Genomic DNA, 25213 nt, shown 5'->3' with positions numbered 1-25213 from the left:
GTCCCAAAATTTGGTTAAAAGGATTTTTGCAAGAGGTCTATTGAAGAAATCGGGTTGTTTAAAATCGATAATGAAGCGCGATTTGCTGTCTAAACTATTCGGAAAATAAAAGGGTAGCGGTAAGCTTCGTTTGGAGTTTGCAACACGTGGATAATAGCCATGATTGTCAGTCCCCAATGTAGGAGATAACCTAGCGGCACTAGGATAAACCCGGCAAGCCCAAAAGTCACCACAGTTAACGCCACAATCACAGCGCTGTACACCCATACATTCAAGTGAAAATTGATGGCTTCGGTGGCGTTTTCTTTGACAACGGGGTCATCAGATACTAACAATACAGCGATCGGCGCTCCGATCGATAAAACTAACGTGCTGAAAAAAATCGCCCCGTGACACACCAGTGATAGCAGCTTCCGCTTGTCGGAGTCGTACATATTACTTTGATTCCTTGACTTTAGTGATAATTTTACCTTTAATAGCAACTCTAGCACAGGCTATAATGGCGATCGGGTGATGATTCCCCTACCTATTTTGTGATGACAACAGAACTCGAAACTGAACTGCTAACTGCTGTTGAGCGCCGGCGCAACTTTGCTATTATCTCCCACCCTGACGCGGGAAAAACTACTTTGACAGAAAAGCTGCTGCTTTACGGAGGTGCAATTCACGAAGCAGGTTCTGTGAAAGCACGGCGGGCTCAGCGACACGCTACTTCTGACTGGATGGCGATGGAACAGCAGCGGGGAATTTCGATTACTTCTACTGTTTTGCAGTTTGAATATCAAAATTATCACATTAATCTGCTCGATACTCCCGGACACCAAGATTTTAGTGAAGATACTTATCGTACTCTGGCGGCTGCTGATAATGCGGTGATGCTTGAGGATGCTGCTAAGGGTTTGGAACCGCAAACTCGCAAGTTATTTGAAGTTTGTAAGTTGCGACGTTTGCCTATTTTTACTTTCTTTAATAAGCTCGATCGCCCTAGCAGAGATCCTTTGGATTTGTTGGACGAAATTGAGAAGGAATTGGGGTTGCAGACTTATCCGGTGAATTGGCCGATCGGTACGGGCGATCGCTTTAAAGGTGTTTTCGATCGCAGAGGGCGCAAAATTCACTTGTTCGAGCGGACTAAACACGGTTCTCGCGCTGCTGTTGATACGGTGATCGAATTGGGCGATCCGCGCATTGAGGATTTGTTGGAACAAGACCTTTACTATCAGCTCAAAGAAGAGTTGGAACTGTTGGATGAGTTGGGAACTGAACTCGATTTAGACTCCGTTCGCGCTGGGAAAATGACTCCCGTTTTCTTTGGTAGTGCGATGAGCAATTTTGGGGTCGAGCTGTTTTTGGATGCGTTTTTAGATTACGCCATGAAGCCGATCGCCCGCAACAGCAGCGCCGGGGAACTTCCGCCAACTTACGAAGATTTTACCGGGTTTGTGTTTAAGTTGCAAGCGAATATGGATCCGAGACATCGCGATCGCGTGGCGTTTATTCGCGTTTGTACCGGCAAGTTTGAAAAGGACATGAACGTCACTCACGCTCGGACTGGTAAAACGGTGCGTTTGTCAAGACCTCAAAAGTTATTTGCTCAGGATCGGGAGTCGATCGAGGTTGCGTATCCGGGCGATGTTATCGGTTTGAACAATCCGGGGGTTTTTGCGATCGGCGATACTATTTTCACCGGTCAAAAAGTCGAATATGAAGGGATTCCCTGTTTTTCGCCGGAACTTTTTGCCTTTTTGAGAAATCCGAATCCTTCTAAGTTTAAGCAGTTCCGCAAAGGTGTTTCGGAGTTGCAGGAAGAGGGCGCTGTGCAAATTATGTATTCGGTTGATGAGTCGAAACGCGAACCGATTTTGGCGGCTGTGGGACAGTTGCAATTTGAAGTGGTGCAGTTCCGAATGCAGTCGGAATATAATGTCGAAACTACGATCGATATGTTGCCTTACAGTGTAGCTCGTTGGGTAGATGGCGGTTGGGATGCGCTGGCCAAGGTGGGACGGCTGTTTAATACTGTGACGGTGAAGGATTGTTGGGGAAGGCCGGTTTTGTTATTTAGGAATGACTGGAATTGCCGTCAGGTGGAAGGTGAGCATCCTGTTTTGAGGTTAAATGCGATCGCGCCTGTGGTTTCTGGTTTGGCCGTTACCGCGGAGTGAGATTACCACGATTACCTTGAATGAAAGACAACCCTAGATTCGATCGAAATCTTCCGAGTGGCGATCGTTGACATAAGCGCGATCGCCTCCATCAACCCCAAGCAGTGCGAAGTGCAAGCAGATTTCGACATTCGGGGCGATCGAGTTTGATCGATCGCCCCCGGCTACGGCAAACTGATCGGTTTGTACGAATCCCGCAAACCAGAAACCTGGAAGCATCCAGTCACAAATTATTCCCTCACCTACCGCCGCTTGTTTGAATTAGAAGCGTGTCTGCTGGAAAAAGAACGATCGGGAAAAAGCGGTTTATTCGGTCAATTAATTGTGCGCTGAGGTGATACAATGGCATCAGAAAAAAACTGGTATCTAGTTGGCATCGCATTATGGTTGCTTTACCCGATCGCCTATTGATGAGCGCAGAAGAATACCTGACTTGGGAACCCACCCAAGAAGAACGCTACGAGTATTGGGATGGCGAAGTCGTCGCTATGAGTGGCGGAACCCGCAATCACAATCGGATTACCTTCAACTTCTCCAAGGTTCTAGATGATGCCCTTGTCGATCGCCCTTGCGAGATGTACATGGCCGATGTCAAAGTCCAAGTGGAACCAGGACAAAAGTATTTTTATCCTGATGTTGTGGTAACTTGCGACGATCGCGATAACGATCCGCAATTGGTGCAATTTCCTTCCTTGATTGTCGAAGTTTTGTCACCTTCAACAGAAGCTTTGGATCGCGGCGCAAAATTTGCTAAATATCGCCAATTTTCAACGCTGCAAGAGTACGTCTTGGTGCAAGTCGAACAGCCCAGAGTAGAAATGTTTCGGCGCAACGAACAAGGGCTATGGGTGCTGTCGGAGTATGGTTTGGGCGATACTTTGCGACTGGAATCAGTGGATGTCGAAATTGCGATCGACCAATTGTACCGCCAAATACAATTTTCTTAGTCTCGCGTTGCGCGGACATTGTTTGTGTAGCCACGAATTCCATTCGTCCTTTCTCTCTTTCTTTCTTTCTTTCTTTCTTAGTCCGCGGAGGCGGACATTGTTTGTGTAGCCGCGAATTCCATTCGCCGGGTATCCAACGGAAATTCACCCAATATTCACCCAATATTCACCCAATATTCACCAGATATTCCCCCTTTCTTCCTTACAAAACTTGCTTGGGGGCGATCGGAATTTCAATAATAAACTCAGTCCCCTCTCCAGGTGCAGAAACACAACTCAACTTTCCGCCATGAGAACTCACAACAATCGAGTGCGAAATCGATAATCCCAAACCAGTTCCCGAACCCACCGGCTTAGTTGTAAAAAACGGATCGAATATCTTGTGCAGCACCTCACTGCTCATCCCTGGCCCACTATCAGCCATTCTAATAATAGCAGAATTGCGATCGGTCACCTCCGTAGAAATTGTAATAGTAGGCTGTTTATGAGAGCTTTCCGGGCAATCTCTTGCCAACAGCAGCGCATCGATCGCATTTGTCAAAATATTCATAAATACCTGATTCAACTGCGACGCATAACAAGTAATTAACGGTAGCTTGCTGTAATTTTTAATCACCTCAATTCCCAAACGGCCACCTTCTTTTCTCAGGCGGGGTTGCAGCAACATCACTGTACTGTCTATGCCTTCATCGATATTAACCGACTTCATTTGCGCTTCATCCAGGCGCGAGAAATTCCGCAAACTCAACACAATATCCCGGATTCTTTCCGCTCCGACTTTCATAGAATCCAGCAGCTTTTGCAAATCTTCGCTCAAAAATTCCAGTTCAATTGTTTCTATTTCCTCAATGATTTCATCAGCAGGTTCGGGATAGTGCTGCTGGTAAAGCTCAATCAACTTCAGCAAGTCTTTCACGTAGTCGCTAGCTGGATTGAGATTGCCGTAGATAAAACTTACAGGGTTATTAATTTCGTGAGCAACACCAGCCACCATTTGCCCCAAACTCGACATTTTTTCAGTTTGAATTAATTGAGCTTGAGTTAGTTTCAGCTCCAGCAAAGTTTGTTCTAAACGCTCATTCTTGTCATTTAACTCATACGTCCGCTCTTGCACTTTCTGCTCCACAGAATTGTAAAGCAGAGCATTTTCCAAAGAAATAGCAACTTGCGAAGAAAGCAGCCTTAAAACTTCCAATCTATGCGCCGTAAAAGCCCCGAGTGTTAAATTGTTTTCTAAATAAAGAATCCCAATTAGTTTGCCTTGATTGACAATCGGCGTACACAAAAGAGATTTGAGCTGGTGTTTGGCGATGTAAGGATCGGCAGTAAATCGCCCCTCAGCCACAGCATTGCTCAACACCAAGTCCGAGCGAGTCCTTTCCACATAATTAATCACCGTAACAGGCAAATCCTGACATTCTTCCACAGGCGTAAATTGCAGCACTGCTACATCTTCAGCAATTACTGACGCTTTGGCAGAAATCAACAGTTTTTCATCTCTCACCAAAATTAAAAACCCGGATTGTGCGCCTGCGTTTTCGAGGGATATCCTCATCAAAGAAGCCAGCAATTTGTCTAGGACAATTTCGCTGGAAATTGCCAGAGATGCTTTCATTACAGTTGCTAAATCCAGCACTCTCGCATCGCTTCCAGTAGAAGTATGAATAGTTGTGGTAGTTTGATTGTTGTGAAAACTGCCGTTGAGCGGCGTCATTTCCCGCAACTGGGGATACTTCTGTTCTAAATCTTCAACTTTGCGGACTGCACCCCAGCGCAAGTAGCACGAGTGAGCTTCGCGCAAGTGGATTTTGGCATATTGATATTTGCCTTTACTCAACCAAAACTTGGCGGCTAGTTCGTTAGCGAGGGCTTCATTTTGGACAAACTCATTGTCTTGAGCTAAATTGATCGAGAAATCGTAAAGCTCTACAGCTTCTGAATCTTTCTTAGTAATTCTGGCTATTTCTGCTTGTACTAAAAGATACTTGTGCAGAAAGTTTTCACGACAGTTATCAGCCCAGATTTTCATCTGTTTTTGATTGGCTTCTAACTTTTCCAGATATTGTTTTTGCTTGCTTTTTGAAACATTGGGAAAAACGGCAGCTAAAACTAGAGAAAAGAAAAAATTCCACTCGGTAGCGGGTATCGCTCCGGTAATAAAAGATAGTTGCTTTTCTACTTCCAATGCTAGTTGTAGTGCTTCATTGAAGTTGCCATACCAGTACATTACCTGGCATTTGCGAATCTGGTAAAGGCAAAGCGAGTACAAATTTTGATGAGCTTGACAGTTTTGTACGTATTCAGCTTCGCTCATATCGTCGCTTTCAAAGACAAACTTGTCAACAGTGAGTTGGCTCAAGTTACGCAGTATCAGCTCCACTCCTAATAATGTATCGGTAACAAGCTGATTTTTGGTTTTTTGGCTGAACTGCAAATACCTGCTCGTGTCTGCCAGAATTTGCGATATTTCTTTGCCTTGAAAAAAGTAATTGGCTATGCGGTTGGATAGGATATAACCGGCATATTCTAAATCTCCTGATTCTAAAGCTGCTTGATATCCTTCATTACTGATTGCGTGTGCCTCTTTAATATGGTTGAACCAGTAATGAAAAATACTAACCAGCGAAGAACAAGCTCTGCACTTCAAGCCGATATTGCCAGATTTTTCACTCAAATTCAGCGATAGCATGGCAAATTGATACGCGGCTTTGTAATCTCCCGAAACAGCGTTTAAGAACATACCGTAGCCTGCGTAGCAGAGAGATGCTTCGGGTACTAAACCGTAGGTGAGAGAAAGATTGACTCCTTTTAAAACGCTGACTTTCCACAAGTCGGGATTGCTGAGGTAAGCTGATGTTAAGAAGTTGGTGATTAATTTGACTGCGACTTTTTTGTCGGGTACTGTCATTTCGGGAGCGTCAATCAGGGAAGCTATTTCTCTACCTGCTAAAAAGTTTGTGGCTGCTGCAAATTCTTCGGCTATGACTTTTTGCAGCCCGTCTAGCGGCAAGTCAATGCCCAGCAAGTTCAAGGCTTTGATTCCAGCTTTAACTGCTTCCTCGTATTTGGCTCGCAGGGTGTACTGCACGATCAGGAGGTTGTAAATTTCTACTTTTTCTAAAGGCGATCGCGCTTTTTGCAAAGTTATGTTGATAAATTCTTCTGAATGCTCGAAATAGCCGTTCAGATACTCAACGTTAGCGCGCTCCATGTGCAGAGCAAAGGCTAAATCGTAGTGGGAATCCCAGATATCGGCGGTTAAACCGTCCATACCTGCGGTTAAATACTGCAACGCAGCAACATAAGCAGTGGCATCTTTGGCTCTGCGGGCGGCGTCTAAATTCAGGGTTGCCAGTTCGATTAGTTCTCGCTCGTCTCGAATTAGCGATCGCGCTACATTCAAGTGATCGACTAACTCAAAGATTCTGTCAGCGCGATATTCAGCAGGAGTATTTTCGAGGATTTGCCTGCCGATTTTCAGGTGAACGTCTTTTTTTTGCGAATCATCAATTAAAGCATAAGCTGCTTGTTGTACGCGATCGTGCAAAAATTTATAATTGAGAATTAACAGCGGAAACAGCACGTAATCTAATGACTTGCTTTCCAATTCCGAAGTCGGCAGAATCAGCCCCGACTTAATCGCCGGCAACAGGTGAGAAAAAGTTTCCGACGCTTCTTTCTCATTAATTAAAGAAAGAGTATTTAAGTCAAATTCGTTGCCCAAACAAGCCACTAAACGCAAAACCTGCTGCGTTGAACTTGGCAGTTTTCTCAACTTCTGCACCATCAAATCTACTACATTGTCAGTGATAGCGCACTGCTCAATTTGAGTCATATCCCAATGCCAGCCGCCCTTGCTCCCCAACTGTGGCGGATGAAAAACTAGCAGATTTTCTTGATACAATGTTTGTAGGAATTGATTAACAAAAAAAGGATTGCCGTCTGTTTTACTGACAACCAGTTCAGCTAAGGGTTTGACCGATTTGCGATCGCTGTGCAAAGTCTCGGCAATCAAATGAGTGATGTTGTCCACCCCCAGCGGCGACAGAGCAATTTCATTAATGATGGCTTCCTGATTTCGCAGCGTCTCCACAGTCATCATTAAAGGATGAGTGGGACTGACTTCATTATCCCGATAAGCGCCAATTAAAAACAGATATTGTGTCGCTTCATCTGTCATCATCAATTCGATCAATTTGAGTGTAGCAGAATCAGCCCACTGCAAATCGTCGAGAAAAATTACCAGCGGATGTTCGGGCTGGCAAAATACGCGAATGAAATTTTGAAAGACTAAATTAAAGCGGTTGAGAGATTCCGTCGGCCCCAATTCAGCTACAGGAGACTGAGCTCCGACAATTAGTTCTACTTCGGGAATTACATCAATAATAATTTGCCCGTTTTGCCCGAAAGCAGTACGGAGTTTTTCGCGCCAAACTGCCAATTGAGCTTCGCTTTCAGTTAAGAGTTGTCGCACCAATTCCGAAAAGGCGCTAACAACTGCTGAGTAAGGAATAGTCCGCTTGTACTGGTCAAATTTTCCCCAAATAAAATAGCCGCGCCTGCGGGTAATAGGTTTGTCTAAAATCTTCACCATTGCAGATTTGCCAATGCCGGAATAACCAGCAATCAGCATCATCTCGCTGCGGGATTTATGCTGTCCTCTCGCGAGCACTGACAGGGAACTTTCTTTGCGCGATTTGCTCTCTTTCTTGATGACAGAAATTTGGGACTGTTCGATGCGGTAGGCTCGATTATTTGTTGCTGCTACCCGTTCAAATGCCGCTAAAAGAGTTTCAACTTCTCGCTGTCTGCCGTAAAGTTTTTGAGGAATTTGAAATTTGTCAGAAATATCTTGGCTGCCGAGAGCAAACTCGGAAATAACCCCAGATGTTTGCAACTGAAACAGACAGGATTCCAAATCCGCTTTCAGTCCCCAAGCACTTTGATAGCGATCCTCAGCCGCTTTTGCTAGCAATTTCATCACAATGTCTGAAATAGCTTGAGGAATTTCTGGTGAAAGTTCAGCGAGAGGTACTGGCTGTTTGGCGATGTGACAGTGAACTAACTCCATGGGATCGGTAGTGGTAAAAGGGAGCTGTCCTGCCAGGACTTCATAGAAGGTGACGCCAAGAGAATAAAAGTCCGTGCGGTAATCGATTACCCGGTTCATTCTGCCAGTTTGTTCCGGCGACATATAGGCTAAAGTCCCTTCTAAAAAGTTGGGATTTTTATTGGCAACGTTTTCCTGATTTGAGTCACTTGAGATGCTAAAATCTATGACTTTAACTTGTCCAGTCGCGGGATTAAAAACTATATTAGAGGGGTTTATATCTTTATGAATTACATTTTTTGCGTGAATCTCTCCCAAAGTTTCAGCAACTTTGATGGCTGTGGTCAAAAATCCCAAAGAGGTAAATTTTTGGGTAGCCATAAATATTTTTAAAGATTCGCCACCAAAATCTTCTAAAATCATTGCCAGACTATTTCTAACCTGCTGCAACCTGTGCATTTTAACAACTCCGTCGAGCTGGTTTAAGTTGGCAGTGATGTCATATTCCCGTTTGTATCTATTCAGTTCTTCGGGAGTCGGATAGTCTTCTTTGAGAATTTTGATAATAACAGGTTGGTTGTCTTGCTCGTTGCGGCCGCGGTAAACCAGGGAAGTGCTGCTTTCATAAATGAGAGCGAGAACTGCAACGCCGGGAATTGCCATCATAGTTGGTTCTCTCAAATTAGGTGTGCTTGTTGGTCAATATTACAGGACTTACGCGCGGCGGGCTAGAAACCCGGTTTCTTTGTTGGTAGTTGCTGACAATCTCAAGATTTTTTCCTATGAACCGGGTTTTTTCCGTAAATCCTATGTTATTCTTCATTATCACTCAAGAGCTATGTTTTGGGATGTGTGGGAAGACACGCCGTATCCAGCAAAGAGCTGTTGCTGACTTGCATGGGCCTGGGGCTTTTTCACCTCAGCAGTTAGGTAAACAAAAGCACAGATACAGGATTTGTGCAATGATTTGGTGTGGCGATCGATCGCACGGCTGACAAAAAAACAATCTCAGCTTTTAGGAGATTGCTTGAATTTAGCCTCGCATCTATGTTTTCGGTCAAATTACGCAAGTATTCACACTTCAATCAAACCGCTTCACTGTGCGACTGCTAACTACACGCCCGTCAGTCGATTTTCCATTTTTCGATTTGAGATTTAATTGCAGCGCTGTGAATCACCCGATTCCGAACTTAAGTGTAAAATTTTAATCTCTCCAGGATAGGAGTCGAGGGCTTGTATCCGTTTTAGAGCGAGTCATCTACGCACCGGCTGGAATAATAACCTTTAATCTCGGAGTTAAAAAATCGGCCTGTAGAATCAGCTTCTTGCAGAGATTCCCAAATTTCCGATTCTACGTCGCTGTATTGATAGACTGACCCGCTGCTAAATTCTATTTGCAAAACTTGATCCTCTTCATTGTATCCGATCGCGCTAGCCATTGCCGAATCAACCGGCATCATAGCAATGGGTTCGTCGGCTGGGGCAATTTCTGTTAATTCAATACCGCCACTGAGTTCGGTAGAATCTGTATTGGCTATGAAATCAACCATGTGCAGGCCGTGCATTGCAGCTTCGGGTGCGGCAATTTCGATAAATTCGAGGCATTCCCCGCGATCGATCAACAGTCCTAGCTGGCCGTTAGAGTGACCGACTGCTAAGACATTGCTCAAGTCTATTTTGGATAGTTTCATGGGTTTTGTCAACAAGGATTTGTTTTACGTCAATATTTCCCGATCTTTGCAAGTTTCTGTGTCGAGGAAATAGTGGATTAATTAATAGTTTAGCCTGTATTGCCTAAAAAGTCAATTAACGTATCTTTTATGTGTAAAGTGTGCATTTAGCATCCTAATTTGGTATGATTTGTCTGTTGCTTAAGGAAATTAGACCTCTTCCACTCCTAAGCTTTCCTACCCTAAAATTATCTGCGTTTATATGTATTTATCTGCCTGAAATCTGCGGTTTGTGTGTCGATCGCAGACTTATGCAAGAGCTGTATTGAGCAAGGTTCGCCATAAGCACCCGAGTTTGATAAGATGTGTCAGCTTCTTAACGAAACTTGACAATAAATTAAGAATTATTGCCATAAAACAAAGGTAAAGTTGTGGCAATGGCGAGTCAAAGCCCAACCAGCAAAAGCGTTTGAGGATTTTTCCCATCTGTAAATCTTCAGAAAGTTACTATTTCTAAAGGATTCATCTGGTGAGAAAATCTCAAACAACCTTAAAATTTAGCAGTAATCGCCCGATCGGGCAAATCTCAACCAGCATAAGGGAAAATACCTATGAAATTGGCTTATTGGATGTACGCAGGCCCAGCCCACATCGGCACTCTGCGCGTTGCGACTTCCTTCAAAAACGTCCACGCGATCATGCACGCACCGATTGGAGACGACTATTTTAACGTGATGCGATCGATGCTGGAGAGGGAACGGGACTTCACTCCGGTAACTACCAGCGTGGTTGACAGACACGTACTGGCGCGGGGCTCGCAGGAACGGGTGGTGGACAATATCACCCGCAAAGACAGAGAAGAGCACCCCGATTTAATTGTACTTACCCCGACTTGCACCTCCAGCATTCTGCAAGAAGACTTGGAAAACTTTGTTAACCGAGCTCAATTGGATGCCAAAGGCGATGTGATGCTGGCGGATGTTAACCATTATCGGTTTAACGAACTCCAAGCTGCCGATCGGACTTTGGATCAAATCGTCCAACTTTACATTAACAAAGCTCGCAAAAAAGGCGATTTGGAAGGTAAAAGCGAAAAACCATCGGTGAATATTATCGGTATGTCTACGCTGGGTTTCCACAACCAGCACGACTGCACCGAGTTGAAGCGTTTGATGGCAGATTTGGGAATCGAAGTCAACGAAGTTATTCCCGAAGGTGCTTCGGTTCACAACTTAAAAAGACTGCCGCGCGCTTGGTTTAACCTTGTTCCTTATCGGGAATTGGGGATGGCAGCCGGGGAGTATTTGCAAAAAGAATTCGGCACGCCGATGGTGGATATTACGCCGATGGGTGTGGTGGAAACTGCGCGCTGCATTCGGAAGATTCAGGAAGTTCTGAATGCTCAAGGTGCGGATGTTAATTATGAAGAGTTTATTGACCAACAAACGCGGTTTGTGTCTCAGGCTGCTTGGTTCTCAAGGTCGATCGACTGCCAAAACTTAACCGGCAAAAAAGCCGTCGTATTTGGCGATAATACGCACGCTGCGGCGATGACGAAGATTTTGGCTCGCGAGATGGGTATCCACGTTGTGTGGGCAGGAACCTACTGCAAACACGATGCTGATTGGTTCCGGGAAGAGGTAAAAGGGTATTGTGATGAAGTGCTGATCACGGAGGATCATGGGCAAATTGGGGATGCGATCGCCAAAGCAGAACCTTCGGCGATTTTCGGCACGCAGATGGAACGCCACGTGGGTAAAAGGCTTGATATTCCGTGCGGTGTGATTGCTGCGCCGATTCACGTGCAAAATTTCCCGATCGGCTACAAGCCATTTTTGGGCTATGAAGGCACAAATCAGTGCGTAGATTTGGTCTACAATTCCTTTACTTTGGGCATGGAAGACCACTTGCTAGAAATCTTCGGCGGCCACGATACTAAGGAAGTTATTACCAAGGGAATTTCGGCTGATTCTGATATGAATTGGACGAAGGACGGACAGGCAGAATTGAACAAAATCCCCGGTTTTGTGCGCGGGAAAGTCAAGCGGAATACTGAGAAGTTTGCTCGCGAGCGCGGTATTGCTCTAATTAATGCTGAGGTGTTGTACGCGGCCAAGGAAGCTGTCGGCGCGTAGTTACGCAGTACGGGGCATCTCTTGTAGATGCCCTTGCTTATTTATGAAATTTCAGATAAAATGACGGAAGATAGCAATCTACTTTGGACGAGCCGTTCATTCAATAATGTTCCAATACGCCTCACCAAAGAGCGATGGCAACATATCTTGAAAGAACACCCTGAAATGCAAGCTCAATATGAGCGAGTTTTAGAAACTTTAGAAAATCCCGATCTGATTCAAATAGATGACGTTACAGGCGGATTACTAGCCCTACGCTTCTATCCATTGATTCCCGAAAGTAGAAAATTTGTGGTAGTGGTGTATCTAGAAATAAATGATTCTGATGGATTTATCACAACAGCTTACCTCAGAAGACAGCCATCATCAAATAAGCGAATAATATGGACACAACAGTAAAAATTCTCGAAGACTCCACAAATATTACAGGTTTTTACGATAAGGAAGCGGATGTTCTCTATCTCTCGCTGGGAGAACCGCGAGAGGCTGTAGCTGTGGACATTAGCGATGGAGTTATCGCCCGCTATAATGAGGATAGTGAAACAATTGTCGGCATTACTTTAATTGGGTTGCGGCAGCGGGTATTGAAGGAATTAAATCGGAAACTGCACGTATTACCTCATCCAAATGGGTGGGCGGTGACTGAGGAAAATCTAGAGTCAAGTGAGAAGGTGTTTGCTACTCAGGAAGCAGCTTTTAAATATGCCGTTGGTTTGGCAAAAGCTCGATGGCTTGAGGTGGTAATTTATGATGAAAATGGAGAAGTTCGGGAAACTATAAATCCAGCGATAGATGCGTTATTGCAGCGTAGAATCGATCGCCCCGAATCTGACGGAGAGAAGCGGGAATGTTTAGAAATTGTTTAGATGTAGGGAAATAGATACCTGTGACCAAAGGAAGAATATATCAAATTAGTTAGGTGTGGTTTTCTGTGATGCTCGTAAATTCTTTCAATGCTGCATCAAGCCAGTGTTCGTACCACTGAAAAAAGGTAAAGTGCTTTGGGATATCAGCACGAGGCTCTTGCTCGGGATCGTGAAGGTGAACGGCATAGCCAAAGGGACAATATGATGGAGAATTGCTTTCCCAAATCCAAATTTCTCCGCAATACTTACCGTTGAGAACAAGCTCCCCATAAATATCGCAACCGTAATGTGTTAGCAACAGGCTACCACCGTCAGGAATTTTTTTCCATTCGGCGAGAAACTTCTTGTAAGCTTCCCATTCCTGCTCTGAATCGAGCTTTGAAGTGTCAATCGATCCTAAACCTAAAAATGGTTCAACGAGGGGAAAGGGCTCTTTTAGATCCGACGTTAAATTTGTCTCGGTGAGCTTCCGCATCCCCAAACCAGGGCCTGCTGGGCCTTCTCCAAGCTCGCGGAGAAATAATCGGTATTCTTCTGGGAGCTTTACCTGGGCACGAGCTTCCCAGTTGGCGATAAATTCTTCCGACAAGGGAGGGGAAAGCTGATACTTGTGGTGTTCGACCTGCATCACCCATAACTTGGTGTCGTGCTCTCGGAGTTGTGCCAACTTTTCTTTAATTCGTTCGATCGCGCTCATAACAAACTTCTCTCTTGCCTGCTAATTATTCACTAAGCTACTCATTTGTGTCACGGCTATTTTTTCCTGAGTTAACACGATCGCCCTTATTCAGTTTAACACGAGGGAGGAGCGATCGCCCTTTTCAAAGCAAGTGCGATCGCCCATCTGAAAAATTGCTATAATATCAAATGAGCCAACCTTGCTCTCAGTGAAAAAATATGTCAACCCCTACACAAACTCCCCAAACAAGCACCCTTGAGATAACTATCAATCAGGAACAAAAAGAACTGTTAGAAAAAGCAGCTACCCTGTGGGGTATTAGTCTGAGCGAATATCTGCTCGAAGTTGCTCTAAATCTAGCCCAAGAAATGCCACTTAAACCAGAACCGATCGTTCTTTCCGAACCAAATTGGAAAATTGTTACCTCAGCGATAGAAAATCCACCAGCACTTAACTCTAAGCTGAAAGCAGCGATCGAAAGGTATCGACAAAAATACAATCGCAAATAAATAATGGAATGGATTTTTTGCTCTATAGATGATAGGGTAAATTGCTACAATAAAATTAGTCGATCGCTATTTGGTAACAAAACAATGTCAACAGCAAGCGACACCCAAACAAAAATAGAGTTAACTCTCAGCCAATTTGACTAAAGTGCTTGAATAAATAAGAAAGCGATCGCCCTTATTCCACCTCACTCTCTTCTGGCTGATTCTCCGCCTCATCTTCCGCCGCAAAATCCACCTTCTCATAGACATCAGCCAGTGGCACTTCAACTTGAAAGAAATTAAAAACTAGCGCCGCATCTTCCTCATCGTACTGATGGTACGACCACCGCTTGTTAGCCAACTTACAATACTGTTCTACATAAACCTGAGATTGGTCAATCAGAATATACTCTTGAAATGCCGGCAGCGTTTGATAAAACTTAAATTTATCACTGCGATCGTAAGCTTTCGTAGATTTCGATAAAACTTCCACAATTACTTGCGGATTCATCACCGTATCCTGGCGATTATTGTAATACTCAGGTTTACCCGGAATTACCATCACATCGGGATAAGTATAAAATCGCTTTTTCGGCAGCCACAAACGCACGTCACCGAAGAAAACTCGATAGTCCTGTTTTTTGAGCCCAAGACTTAATGCAATATAAATATTGCCAGCGATTTGATTGTGATTTGTAGTTCCGCCTGTCATGGGAATAATTACTCCATCGCGATACTCACTTTTGTACTCTGCTGCTTCTTCCAGGGCGAGATATTCTTCGGGAGTGAAGTAGCATTGTGCTGTTGGCTGTTCTGTTACTTGTAGAATAGCTGTCACGGTTTTTTCCCCAACTCAATTGATATCTTGCATCTAGTTTAACATTGCCCTAAATTGCGGGCGGGCAGGATGCCCACCCCACAACAAAACTCATTCTTTGTGGAACAGGCATCTTGCCTGTTATTGAAAATAGTGCAACATATGCGATCGCCCTTCTCAAACAAAAAGCGATCGCACTTCAATAACTCGCAACCAAAATTAGTCGATCGGATCGAAAACTAAAGTCAATCTCGCAGCCGGAAGCAGTTATTTGATCGCACGCAAATGACCCTCTGCATCAGACCAACTGCGAAAGCGACCGATAACGACCCTTTGCAGGTTCGGAAGCAAACGAACCACAATCCACGGCTTGAGACGTTTCTCATACGGCATAATAGTTGTATCTCCTTGTTAATTGGAGCCATAGCCAGTCCTTGCTTTCCATGGCGGGGGACTGGCTTTTGACTGTGTATTGATTGGATTAGAGGAATTATAACATAATAAGCCCAAATATGTGTCAATTCTTTTCAAGAACAGGGCAACAACACGATCGGGAGCGTAAGCTTGTACCATTAAAAGCGTTAGTAAACCAACAAATATTTACATTGAGCAAGCGCGTTCACGTTACGTTTCCTGATTACGTATATGAAGCTTTGGATCGATGGGCTGACAAACAAGGCCGATCCACGGCTAACCTGATAGCCTTTCTCGTGGAAACGGCTTTATTGGAAGCCCAACAAAAGGGAGAAGTACCCCCTGGGCCCGAAGATCCCAAAAGTGACAAGTAAAGAGTTCCCTCGTGGGTTACATTGGTGGCAACTTAAGTTCAAACCCATCGACAGACTGCTGTTTAAGTATTAAACTTAGATCCCCCCCCCTAGCTCGCCTTAAGAAGCTATGCTTTATAAACATCTTTCTTGACAATCTTGAAAGCTTTGTACAGCAAAAATTTCAGGAGAAGTTGTGACACAAGCCTTGACAATTTAACAACTTTATTTATTGAAAGCAGCTTGCGTTTATTGAGAATTGGCAATCGAGGAATAAGGGTTTGATAGCCTCGCTCGCGCTCGCTCTCAAATGTTAAGAAAAATCCTTATAACGCAGAGCTTCTTAAGGGGGGAACCGGAATCTTCTCAAAGTCCCCCTTCTTAAGGGGGATTTAGGGGGAACTCCTCGGAGTAAACAGTTTTAACCCAGGCGTATTGCGGTATACATCCCATGTCTATCGCAACTCGCCCATATTTCAACTAATCCCCAAAACCCAAAAAACCCTCCCCAACAAGGAAGAGGGAGGGCGCACATAAAATAGAGTTAGAAATTCAGGCTTTTGCAAAATTAACAATAATGAGTCACATCCTCGCCGCACTCATCGGCCAAATAACACAAAGCACGAAAGCGCAGCCCCACCACTTGCTCGTAAAGCGGATTTAACTTGCACAGCGGCGGAATGTAAAATAAAGTGCGATCGCAAATTTTGACTTCCCGCTCAAACGGACACTGGCTGGGAATAAACTTGCACAGAAACCGAGCTAACTTTTGACTTTTAATTGCACTATTGTCAAGCCACTGTTTCAGCGGATTCAACAAGTCAAAGCGCGGCTTGTGGCCGTAAGGTTGAGGATTTGTAGCGACACTAACAGGGGTTTCTTCTTTGCCATGCCATACCCAAATTGGCAGAATTCGATCGGACTGTGTATTCTCAAATACGTTCATATTTCTCTGTTCCTCTTTTACAACGAGGTGCCAAGAACTCTTTGTAGAGCTTGTACGAGATTTTGTCTACAATAAGTACCTACAGCAGCTCGTTTTGCTTTACCGGATGAAACTTCTTGAATTAATGACTTGATCCGAGAAAAGTAGTTCCTGATTATTTTTGAGAGACGGTGTGCGATCGCAAAAGTGTCCTCATTGCCAGCCCAAGGATTTATCTATGGGGTAAAAACTCTGCCTTAAACCTTAAACCTTCAACCTTCAGTTAACTCTCCTTTTGTACTTCCTCTACGATAATGACGCATCGAGGTCAATAATTCCCTGCGTGAAAATGCGGAATTTTCAATCAAAGTTATAATAGTTTCAAATAAGCACGGCGCTGCAAAAAACCCTGAAACCCAGCGCCCACTGTCGCTGCGTGCGTGAATCGTAGCTATCCCGAGCGTGAATCGGCCAGAAACTCCTACAATTATAAATAATCGGCATTACCGCCCTCACCACCCATGAGCAACCCAGAAACCAAATCTATCACCCGCGAATTGCAAAGCCACGTCGCCATTCTCGGCGGCTTCGTCTCCCTCCTCTGGATTATTGAGATTCTCGATGTATTCATATTTCGAGGCGCGCTGAATTCCTACGGAGTCCGCCCCCGCAGCATCGACGGACTTGAAGGCATCCTATTCATGCCTTTTCTGCACGGCAGTTTTGCTCACTTAGCCGCCAATACCCTCCCGTTTCTGACATTTGGTTGGCTGATAATGTTGCAAGAAGTAAGCGACTTTTTTATAGTTAGTGCCGTTACTGTACTCATCAGCGGATTGGGAGTTTGGCTGACAGGCGCGCCCAATTCCGTGCACATTGGTGCCAGCGGATTAATCTTTGGTTACTTCGGATTTTTGCTATTGCGGGGCTTTTTTGAACGCAGTTTTACGTCTATTATGGTATCTTTAATTGTCGGTTTCTTCTACGGCGGTTTAATCTGGGGAGTTTTGCCCTCGCAGCCTGGAGTTTCCTGGCAAGCGCATTTCTTTGGCTTTGTCGGCGGCGTATTAGCAGCTCAACTTTTGGGGCGGCAGAAACGGCAAATCAACTAGGATAAGACTTATGCTGCATCGTATTATGACCTTAGGTACGTTGTTGCGCTTCAGCGCTCTTTTCTATAGCAATGAGCGCTGAAGCGCAACAACGTACCTTGCCAGCCCAAAAAATAAATTTAAATGCAGAAAAGCTTAACAATTTCGTCCCGAAAAGTAAGACTAACTGCTTACTAATAATTCTACTTGCGCCGGCAAGCACACAGTAAAAACCGAACCGCCACCTAACTGGCTTTGAACTTGCATATCACCGCCCATCATCAAACAAAAGTGACGGCTAATAGTCAATCCCAAACCCGTGCCGCCGTACTTGCGCGTAGTTGAGGCGTCACCCTGCATAAAAGCTTGAAATAAATGCTGCATTTGTTCGGGGGGAATCCCAATACCAGTATCAGCTACGCGGAAAATTATTAAATCGGAAGGTTCTGCTATTTCTTGAGTTGTTAAGCTGTCATGTTTAACTCTTTCAATGGACAGGGTAATAGTCCCGCCTTCGGTAAATTTTGCTGCATTGCTCAGCAGGTTGAGCAATATTTGACGAGTTTTGGTAATGTCAGCATACATCACTCCCAAGTCATTAGCACAATTAACTTCAAATTTATTAAATTTTTTCTCTACCAAGGGTTCGGCAGTAGAAACTACCTCGTCAATTAAATTAACCGGGTTGAAAGTTTCTAAATAAAGTTCCATCCGCCCCGCTTCAATTTTAGAAATATCGAGAATGTCGCTAATTAAAGATAGCAAGTGTTTGCCGGCAGTTTGAATTTTGTGCAAGTCTGGGATAAAATCTTCGCAGCCCAAATCCTCGGCGTCTTCTTTGAGCATCTCGCTGTAACCGATAATGGCGTTGAGGGGAGTTCGCAATTCGTGGCTCATATTGGCTAAGAATGAGCTTTTGGCTTGGCTGGCTGCTTGAGCGGTTTGAGCGACTTGTTGGAATTCTTCTGCTAGTTTGCGTTGGGTAATGTCTTCGGCAATGCCGACTATACGGTAAATTTCTCCTGTTTCGTTGCGGACTGGAAAAGCCCGATCGCGCACCCAGCAAACTGAACCGTCGGATCGCACTACCCGATACTCCTCATCATAATCCCCCTGCACCTGTTTTTCAAAGGCAGCCTTAACGCGATCGCGATCGTCTCGGTGAATAGCATCCCAAAAAGCCTCCGGATGTGACAGCAAACTCCGATAGCTTAAATTCCATATTTTCTCGCAAGCAGGGCTCACATAAATTATGTGCTTTTGATTCGGTTCTCTAATCCAAAATACCTCATGAATATTTTCTGCCAACTGGCGAAACCGTTCCTCGCTGGCGCGCAACTGATCCACAGCACGGTGAAACTCTGTCACGTCTTGAACCAGCGATGCCACCCCAATTATACAGCCCTCAGCATCAACCAAAGTCGTATTGTACCACTCGCAAAGAATAATTTTGCCGTCCTTTCTAATGTTCTCGTTAATGCTACTAATTCCTCCTTGATTAGTGAGCAAAGTTATAGATAGTTGCCTGACATACTCCTTAGCATTTTCAGGAACTATGAGATCTACTCCGTGGCGTCCCATTGCTTCCAAGCGATTGAATCCAAAAATTCTTTCTGCTGACAAATTCCAGTCCGCAACTTCAAAATTGAGATTCCATTCGATCGCCCCCAAAGGAGTTTGATAGAGGTGAAAAGCGAGTTTTTCCTGAGATAGTTTCAGAGAGCGAATTAATTGAGTTTTATCAGCAATCGCAGCTTCCACCCGCTCTTCGAGAGTAGTAAACGACTCTTCCAATTGATCTGCCATCGTATTAAAAGAGCGAGCCAGGACACCCACCTCATCCTCCCGATCTACAGACGCCATCAAGCGGGGATCTACCGCCATTGAGTCCCATTCTCCCCGCGACAAAGCCTCCGCAGCCTTGCTCAGACGCTGAATTGGCATGACAATCCACCTCGAAGTCACACATCCTAGAGCCGTCGCCACCACCAAAGCACCGAAACAGAGCAAAATTGTGTAGCGAGTGTTGGCGTTAATCGCTTCCATAAAATCGGCTTCGGGAACCGCCACCACAATCAACCAGTCGAGGCCCTTGCTGTCTGAGAGCGGTGTCACCTGTAGAAATTGTCGTTTCCCATCGATCGCAAAATCTAACTGGTAAATACGATCGATCTTGCTCAAATGCCCGAAGCGTTGTGTCAAATAGCGGGCAGTCGATCGAATTAGAACATTTTTGCTATTCGCTGCCCCAATCCGTTGTGGAACGCCTTTGCTCACAATAAATGGCGCTTCTGGAGTTGAATTTGCAACCAATTCTCCAGACCTTTCGACAATAAAAGTTTGTCCTGATTTACCAATCTTCAGTTTTTCCAAAAATTGATGAATATCAGAGAGTGTCAAATCAGAACCAAGAATTCCAATCAGTTTATTATTCTTTCCGTAAACGGGTTGAGCAGCAGTAATTGCTAGTTTGGGAGTGTCAAAATAAGTATAAATTTTAGTCCATGTCGGCTTGCCAGCCCGCACCGGAGCTACATACCAAGGTCGGGTGCGAGGGTCGTAGTTAGGAGTAGTTTTTAAAAGCTTAGTTGCTTCGCCGAACTTAGACGGCGTGTAGCTGTGCAAATTATAGCCACTAGACTTATTAGAAATCCGAATTTGCAAATTGCCATCGTCAAGCCTTTCAACTCCCGTAAAAATTTTTTGTTCGGAGCCGAATTGAATGTAGCTAATTGTATTAAAGGTTTCGAGTTGTTTGGAGAAGTAGCTGAGTAAACTGGCTTCATCCTGCACGTTCAAAATACCCAGACGGATGGCATCGAGATTCAGTTGATTGATTTGGTGCGGCCTTTCGATATAACTATAAATGTGTTGCTGGATGCGCGATGTGACTTCGGCCCGCAGTTGCGCGGCAACATCGTTGACAGCTATGCGCCCGTGGCGCAGGGACAGCCACCCCGTCAGCCCCACCGCAGCGAAAGTCTGGATGGCAAAAGGCACTACAAGGACGAGGCGAATTGGCACTTGGCGCGACATTTTAAAAATATGGTCGCTCAGATGTCTGATTGGCATGATGAAGCAGAAATATTACGAACCCACAAAGTTTCGGTAAAGTACAACCTGATGAGCGCAGATTTTGAATGAGACCGTTTTCTGTGGCAGAGTGCTGTTAAAAACTGGGAATCTGCCGCTAGTAACTTAATTTTTAACGACTGCCACCGTTATCTTAGCGCGATCGCGTGCTTGGTCAGGGCGATCGAGATTAATGCAGTAAGTATAAGGAAGAAGGAAGAAGGAAGAAGGAAGAAGGAAGAAGGAAGAAGACAGACACAGCAAGCTTGAGCTTGATTCATATTTTATGTTTAATTAGGTGGATTTACTTATCACTCCTGGAATGAATGTAGGCGCTGATACTATTTGAGATTTTACATTTGAAATTGGGTAGTTTGCGATCGCACTCCCAGCATCAGAAACTGTTTTTTTTCTCGCGTCTACTTCATTGCATCCGCCAGATGCACTAAACAAGCAGGTTTCTGAGAGTCGGAGCGCGATCGCAAGTTATAAATATTTACAATAAATTCACTTGATATCTCCACAACAAGCTACTTTTGATAGAGCGCAACTTAATTCCGGCTGGGTAGAATAAGTATAGTAGGATGCAACTAGCGGAGGCATGGATGATGAACGCAGTTATTGCTACTCTTGGCACTGCTCTCGGACTGAGCTCAATTTTGATCGGTTTGACCCCGGCGGTTATCGCCCAACAAAGGCTGCAACCAGCGCCCCAAAATTCAGAAACGACTTTATCAGGGGATTCCCTCAGAACTGTGGAGGACAGAACCGTAGACTCGGACTACCAAAACTTGATTGGTGAACGAGAAACGGCGGCTAATGCTGCTATTCGGCAGCGCAGCTTGGGGGATACATTTCGCCTCAAAATCGGCCCCGAATTGGAATTTATCACTACTCCTTCCGACGCCCAGCGCCAAGGAAATCCCGTTCCTCTCCAACCCAACGACAGTGGTACAGGAGCTGGAGTTCAGCTTCAGCTAGGACTTTAGCAATTTTGAATGAATTGATGTCAAGCAAACGAGCGATCGCACAGCCCGATTTTTGAGGCTATAAGCTCTTGTGACTGCGATCGCTCGTTTCTCTGAATTTTATCACAAGTTTTGTGCGGCTTCCATCACAGGAGAGTCTTTATTCTCAATCTACAATTGGGGCTATTAAACATCAGACGCATCCCAATTAGATACGTATCTTTACAATAGCGCATAAAACTGGCGGTGAAGGTCATGGGAAAGGCTCAACTAATCGATTATTTGCGGGGGGAGTTGGCGATATCGAATTCTGCGATCGCCGTTGCTCTGAGACACGATGAACAAGATGCCGGCCAACTGCCGATGGTTCTGTGGCAGTACGGGTTAGTTACCTTGGAACAGTTAGACCTGATTTTTGATTGGCTGGAAACTCAGTCGGCTTAATAATTTAAAATTCCGAATTTTAAAATATGGATATCTGATTCCAGATTTGTGAGAAATAAAGCTTACCAAAAGATTGGGTCTAGAACCCCGTCATTATAGGACGGCTTGAATTCAAAGTCTAAAGATTACTTTCCAATCAAGTTTATAGCTACAATTGCCCATAAGCGTCATAGAATAATTCCATGATTGTACTAGAGTTCAAGTTAAAAGGCAAGCCACAGCAATACCGGATCGTAGACGAAATGATCCGCACAGCTCAGTTTGTCCGAAACAAAGCTCTCAGATATTGGATCGACAATTCCAGAGTTAAACTATCGGATTTATACAAACAATGCGCCATCATGGCGAAAGAGTTTGAATGGGCCGGAAAACTTAACTCAATGGCGCGTCAAGCTTCGGCTGAGCGTGCCATTTTTGCTATTCAACGTTTCTTTTCTAATTGCCAAGCTAAGAAACCAGGAAAAAAAGGATACCCACAATTCAAAAAAAACACTCACTCCGTAGAATACAAAACTTCCGGATGGGCGCTTTCGATCGACAAAAAATGTCTAACATTCACGGACGGTTTTGCGGCGGGTACCTTTAGGTTACTCGGTAGTCGAGACTTGCACTTCTATGCACCTACTGAGATTAAACGAGTCAGAGTAATTCGTCGAGCCGATGGTTACTACGCTCAGTTCTGTATCAATGTAGAGCGAACAGAAGAAATAGTTCCTACGGGGAAAACGATTGGCATAGATGTGGGATTGAACCATTTCTACACCGATAGTACAGGGGCAACAGCTCCTAATCCTCGGCATTTGCGTAAAAGTGAAAAAGCTTTAAAGCGGTTGCAGAAACGAGTTTCTCGGAAAAAGAAAGGATCGAGTAATCGCAAGAAAGCGATAAATAAGTTAGGCAGAAAGCACTTAAAAGTCAGTAGGCAGCGTAAAGACTTCGCCATCAAGACGGCGTTGTGCGTAGTGAAATCTAACGATTTCGTAGCCTACGAAGACCTTCAGGTGAAAAATATGGTGAAGAACCATAAGCTTGCCAAATCAATTAGCGATGCAGCGTGGTCACAGTTTGCCCAATGGTTGCAATATTTTGGGAAAGTGTACGGTAAAACAGTAGTTGCTGTAGCACCTGGGTACACTTCCCAAGATTGCTCAAGTTGTGGCAATCGCGTTCAGAAATCCCTATCGGTCAGAACTCATATTTGCCTGTGCGGTGCGGTGTTAGACCGCGACCCCAATGCAGCTTTGAATATTTTGGCTAAAGGATTGAAAGCCCGTGCAGGAATTAATTTAAATACGGTGGGGCACACCGGAATTAACGCTTGGGGACAGACCGACCTCTACCCATTGGTGGTGACATCAACGGGCAAGCCGACTGGTTGAACCAAGAATCCCTGCGCGTTCAAGCCGGGGAGTGTCAAACAAACGGTCGTCTAAATAAAAGTATAGGGTTGAGTGTTGAGGTTGAGGTTGAGGTTGATTTTTTACCTTTGGGTAAGATCTAAATATGCGATAGGGACACAGCACTGCTGTGTCCCTATTGCTATAACTCCAGACAGCATAAAACAAGCCCCAGCAACTTTTAGGTTTGCCGGGGCTTGTTCGATTGAATTTGGTGGCGGGAAGTGGATTTGAACCACTGACCTTCGGGTTATGAGCCCGACGAGCTACCAGGCTGCTCTATCCCGCGTCGCTGTCTGTCTATCTATTCTCAAAAATCAAACCCTGCATCCTCAAAGATTGCAGGGCTTGTTTCAAGTTGGTGGCGGGAAGTGGATTTGAACCACTGACCTTCGGGTTATGAGCCCGACGAGCTACCAGGCTGCTCTATCCCGCGTCGTTTTGTCTACTCTCTAATATAAACACATCTTTCTGGAAATTGCAACCCCTCAATCAAAAAAACTTTTGAGGTTGTGGTAGGGGTTGCTGAAATTGGCGAATAAGTGTCGATCTGATAGGGAGAGGGGGAGAGGGGGAGAGGGGAAGAGGGGGAGAGGGGGAGGGGATTTTTGATCTGGTTATCTAGATAGAGAATTGTAATGCGGAACAACTCAGAGCATCGAAACTTCGCCGACTACCTCCAAACGCTTAAAATCGCTGAGAGTCAGGTAAGTGTCCGAAAGAGTTTCGGCGATCGTCGCAGTAATCCAGCCCAACTGCTTGAGCAAGTGAATCGCCACAGCAAATTTAGCGCGCTTTCCTCCATCAGTTACCTTAATTGCCAAACCCATACCTTCGCCAACCCGGCCAATACACTGAACCCCTTCAGCACCGGATTTGCTCACCAATTCGCCTTGAGTCAAGCGCATCAGTTCCGTGTCAAATCTCCCCTCACCAGCAACCATCATCGGGTGATGAGTCATAGCGCGGACAATCCGCTCCATATCCACATTGTCACCGGAGGCTAATTTAGCGTACAAAGACGCCATTTGCCCCAACTGCAACAGATAGGTAGGAGCGCCGCAGTCGTCGCGAGCGCTGATAAACTCTTCGGCAGGCATGGCCAGCAAGTCAGCCACTTTGCCCAAAATAAGCTGCTGGACGGGATGTTTGCGCCGCAAATAAGTTTCCAGCGGCCAGTGCAGTTGCTGACAGACAGCTAGCATTCCGGCGTGTTTGCCAGAACAGTTGTATTGCAGGGCGCTCTTTTTGCCTTCGGGAATGGGGCATTGAAGTTTAGAGGGGTCAATGTCGCAGCGCCACAGGACGTTAAATACCTGCCGCGATTGCTCGATCGTACCTTGATGAGAACTGCAAATAATCGCTAAATCTCGATCGGTCAATTCGTAGCGCTCTAAAGATCCCGTCGCCGTCACAGCCAAAGCTTGAAAAGGTTTGAGTGAAGAACGGACAAATGTCGCCGTTTCCGAGTTACCGGCAACGGAAAGAACGCGGCCGCGTTTGTCGCAAACAGCGGCTTGGGCGCGGTGCTTCGATTCCGGAATACCTTCGCGCAGCAGTGTGACTTCGAGTTCGGGAGCTTGGGTTCGTTTTCCCCTTGTCATATCAATTTTAGATTTTAGATTTTAGATTTTAGATTGGGGTGAAAGAAGTCTTGAGTTGCCAGTTGTGAAGTTAATCTTTTGGTGATTGTTTGTAACTCAAAACTATCGGGCGGGCAGAAAACTGCGCC

21 protein-coding genes and 2 tRNA genes are annotated in these 25213 nt (G+C 45.0%); 13 read left to right on the top strand and 10 right to left on the bottom strand.

What is annotated here, in order from left to right:
- Positions 1-89: 89 nt before the first annotated feature.
- The gene (locus JGK16_RS11030) at positions 90-434 is read right to left on the bottom strand and encodes a DUF4870 domain-containing protein (RefSeq protein WP_293183305.1); all 345 of its coding nucleotides are present in this window, start codon (positions 432-434) and stop codon (positions 90-92) included.
- 102 nt (positions 435-536) lie between these two features.
- Here JGK16_RS11030 and prfC point away from each other — a divergent pair, with 102 nt between their 5' ends.
- The 3 genes from prfC to JGK16_RS11015 all read left to right on the top strand — a co-directional run bounded on the left by prfC (position 537) and on the right by JGK16_RS11015 (position 3112).
- Positions 537-2165, top strand: a complete 1629-nt coding sequence (gene prfC / locus JGK16_RS11025) for a peptide chain release factor 3 (RefSeq protein WP_293183303.1) — start codon at positions 537-539, stop codon at positions 2163-2165.
- Between the two features lie 183 nt (positions 2166-2348).
- Entirely contained in the window at positions 2349-2498 is a 150-nt protein-coding gene (locus JGK16_RS11020) for a hypothetical protein (RefSeq protein ID WP_293183301.1), read from the top strand.
- Positions 2499-2548: 50 nt separating this feature from the next.
- Positions 2549-3112 carry a Uma2 family endonuclease gene (locus tag JGK16_RS11015; RefSeq protein ID WP_293183299.1) on the top strand — a complete coding sequence of 188 codons (564 nt, stop codon included), beginning with the start codon at positions 2549-2551 and terminating at the stop codon, positions 3110-3112.
- A gap of 202 nt (positions 3113-3314) precedes the next feature.
- On the opposite strand, the gene JGK16_RS11010 is transcribed toward JGK16_RS11015, so the two are convergent.
- Positions 3315-8828 carry an ATP-binding sensor histidine kinase gene (locus tag JGK16_RS11010; RefSeq protein WP_293190540.1) on the bottom strand — a complete coding sequence of 1838 codons (5514 nt, stop codon included), beginning with the start codon at positions 8826-8828 and terminating at the stop codon, positions 3315-3317.
- Positions 8829-9406: 578 nt separating this feature from the next.
- Positions 9407-9853: a KTSC domain-containing protein gene (locus tag JGK16_RS11005; protein WP_293190539.1), complete on the bottom strand. Its 447-nt coding sequence runs from the start codon at positions 9851-9853 to the stop codon at positions 9407-9409.
- Between the two features lie 590 nt (positions 9854-10443).
- Between JGK16_RS11005 and bchB the strand changes: the two genes are divergently transcribed.
- Genes bchB through JGK16_RS10990 form a run of 3 tightly spaced genes read left to right on the top strand, consistent with a single transcriptional unit; the run spans position 10444 to position 12833 of the window.
- Positions 10444-11967: a ferredoxin:protochlorophyllide reductase (ATP-dependent) subunit B gene (gene bchB / locus JGK16_RS11000; protein WP_293190538.1), complete on the top strand. Its 1524-nt coding sequence runs from the start codon at positions 10444-10446 to the stop codon at positions 11965-11967.
- A gap of 27 nt (positions 11968-11994) precedes the next feature.
- Entirely contained in the window at positions 11995-12366 is a 372-nt protein-coding gene (locus tag JGK16_RS10995) for a hypothetical protein (RefSeq protein WP_293190537.1), read from the top strand.
- Complete coding sequence (locus tag JGK16_RS10990; protein WP_293183289.1) at positions 12351-12833, top strand: DUF2188 domain-containing protein; 483 nt, start codon at positions 12351-12353, stop codon at positions 12831-12833. The genes JGK16_RS10995 and JGK16_RS10990 overlap by 16 nt, the downstream gene beginning before the upstream one ends.
- A 49-nt stretch (positions 12834-12882) precedes the next feature.
- Here the strand turns inward: JGK16_RS10990 and JGK16_RS10985 are convergent, their stop codons facing one another.
- Complete coding sequence (locus tag JGK16_RS10985; protein ID WP_293183287.1) at positions 12883-13530, bottom strand: SMI1/KNR4 family protein; 648 nt, start codon at positions 13528-13530, stop codon at positions 12883-12885.
- A 200-nt stretch (positions 13531-13730) separates the two neighbouring features.
- On the opposite strand from JGK16_RS10985, the gene JGK16_RS10980 reads away from it, so the two are divergent.
- Positions 13731-14021 (top strand): DUF1778 domain-containing protein, encoded by a 291-nt coding sequence (locus JGK16_RS10980; RefSeq protein WP_293183285.1) that lies wholly within the window; start codon positions 13731-13733, stop codon positions 14019-14021.
- Between the two features lie 175 nt (positions 14022-14196).
- Here JGK16_RS10980 and JGK16_RS10975 read toward each other — a convergent pair whose 3' ends face one another.
- The gene (locus JGK16_RS10975; RefSeq protein WP_293183283.1) at positions 14197-14838 is read right to left on the bottom strand and encodes a Uma2 family endonuclease; all 642 of its coding nucleotides are present in this window, start codon (positions 14836-14838) and stop codon (positions 14197-14199) included.
- Positions 14839-14907: 69 nt separating this feature from the next.
- On the opposite strand from JGK16_RS10975, the gene JGK16_RS10970 reads away from it, so the two are divergent.
- Both JGK16_RS10970 and JGK16_RS10965 read left to right on the top strand, forming a co-directional pair.
- Positions 14908-15060: a hypothetical protein gene (locus JGK16_RS10970; protein WP_293183281.1), complete on the top strand. Its 153-nt coding sequence runs from the start codon at positions 14908-14910 to the stop codon at positions 15058-15060.
- A gap of 362 nt (positions 15061-15422) precedes the next feature.
- A complete protein-coding gene (locus tag JGK16_RS10965) occupies positions 15423-15605 on the top strand; it encodes a hypothetical protein (protein ID WP_293156875.1) in 183 nt (60 codons plus the stop codon).
- 547 nt (positions 15606-16152) lie between these two features.
- Here the strand turns inward: JGK16_RS10965 and JGK16_RS10960 are convergent.
- Positions 16153-16530 (bottom strand): Mo-dependent nitrogenase C-terminal domain-containing protein, encoded by a 378-nt coding sequence (locus JGK16_RS10960; protein ID WP_293183279.1) that lies wholly within the window; start codon positions 16528-16530, stop codon positions 16153-16155.
- A gap of 500 nt (positions 16531-17030) precedes the next feature.
- Here JGK16_RS10960 and JGK16_RS10955 point away from each other — a divergent pair, with 500 nt between their 5' ends.
- Positions 17031-17621 carry a rhomboid family intramembrane serine protease gene (locus JGK16_RS10955; protein ID WP_293190536.1) on the top strand — a complete coding sequence of 197 codons (591 nt, stop codon included), beginning with the start codon at positions 17031-17033 and terminating at the stop codon, positions 17619-17621.
- A 162-nt stretch (positions 17622-17783) separates the two neighbouring features.
- Here JGK16_RS10955 and JGK16_RS10950 read toward each other — a convergent pair whose 3' ends face one another.
- Positions 17784-20672: a PAS domain S-box protein gene (locus JGK16_RS10950; RefSeq protein WP_293203069.1), complete on the bottom strand. Its 2889-nt coding sequence runs from the start codon at positions 20670-20672 to the stop codon at positions 17784-17786.
- Between the two features lie 605 nt (positions 20673-21277).
- Between JGK16_RS10950 and JGK16_RS10945 the strand changes: the two genes are divergently transcribed.
- The 3 genes from JGK16_RS10945 (at position 21278) to JGK16_RS10935 (ending at position 23463) form a co-directional block, all read left to right on the top strand.
- A complete protein-coding gene (locus JGK16_RS10945; protein ID WP_293183273.1) occupies positions 21278-21661 on the top strand; it encodes a hypothetical protein in 384 nt (127 codons plus the stop codon).
- 234 nt (positions 21662-21895) lie between these two features.
- Positions 21896-22084 (top strand): DUF2949 domain-containing protein, encoded by a 189-nt coding sequence (locus tag JGK16_RS10940; protein ID WP_293183271.1) that lies wholly within the window; start codon positions 21896-21898, stop codon positions 22082-22084.
- Positions 22085-22266: 182 nt separating this feature from the next.
- On the top strand, positions 22267-23463 hold the full coding sequence (locus JGK16_RS10935; RefSeq protein ID WP_293190534.1) for a transposase: 1197 nt from the start codon (positions 22267-22269) through the stop codon (positions 23461-23463).
- Positions 23464-23693: 230 nt separating this feature from the next.
- Here the strand turns inward: JGK16_RS10935 and JGK16_RS10930 are convergent.
- The 3 genes from JGK16_RS10930 to JGK16_RS10920 all read right to left on the bottom strand — a co-directional run bounded on the left by JGK16_RS10930 (position 23694) and on the right by JGK16_RS10920 (position 25085).
- Positions 23694-23770 (bottom strand) — tRNA-Met (locus tag JGK16_RS10930).
- Positions 23771-23840: 70 nt separating this feature from the next.
- Positions 23841-23917, bottom strand: a tRNA-Met gene (locus tag JGK16_RS10925).
- A 214-nt stretch (positions 23918-24131) separates the two neighbouring features.
- Positions 24132-25085: an asparaginase gene (locus JGK16_RS10920; RefSeq protein WP_293190533.1), complete on the bottom strand. Its 954-nt coding sequence runs from the start codon at positions 25083-25085 to the stop codon at positions 24132-24134.
- Between the last annotated feature and the right edge of the window lie 128 nt (positions 25086-25213).

This window comes from Microcoleus sp. PH2017_09_SFU_O_A (assembly GCF_020738625.1).
In the GTDB taxonomy this organism is placed as follows: Bacteria; Cyanobacteriota; Cyanobacteriia; order Cyanobacteriales; family Microcoleaceae; genus Microcoleus.
This window is presented reverse-complemented; position numbering and strand designations above follow the sequence as displayed.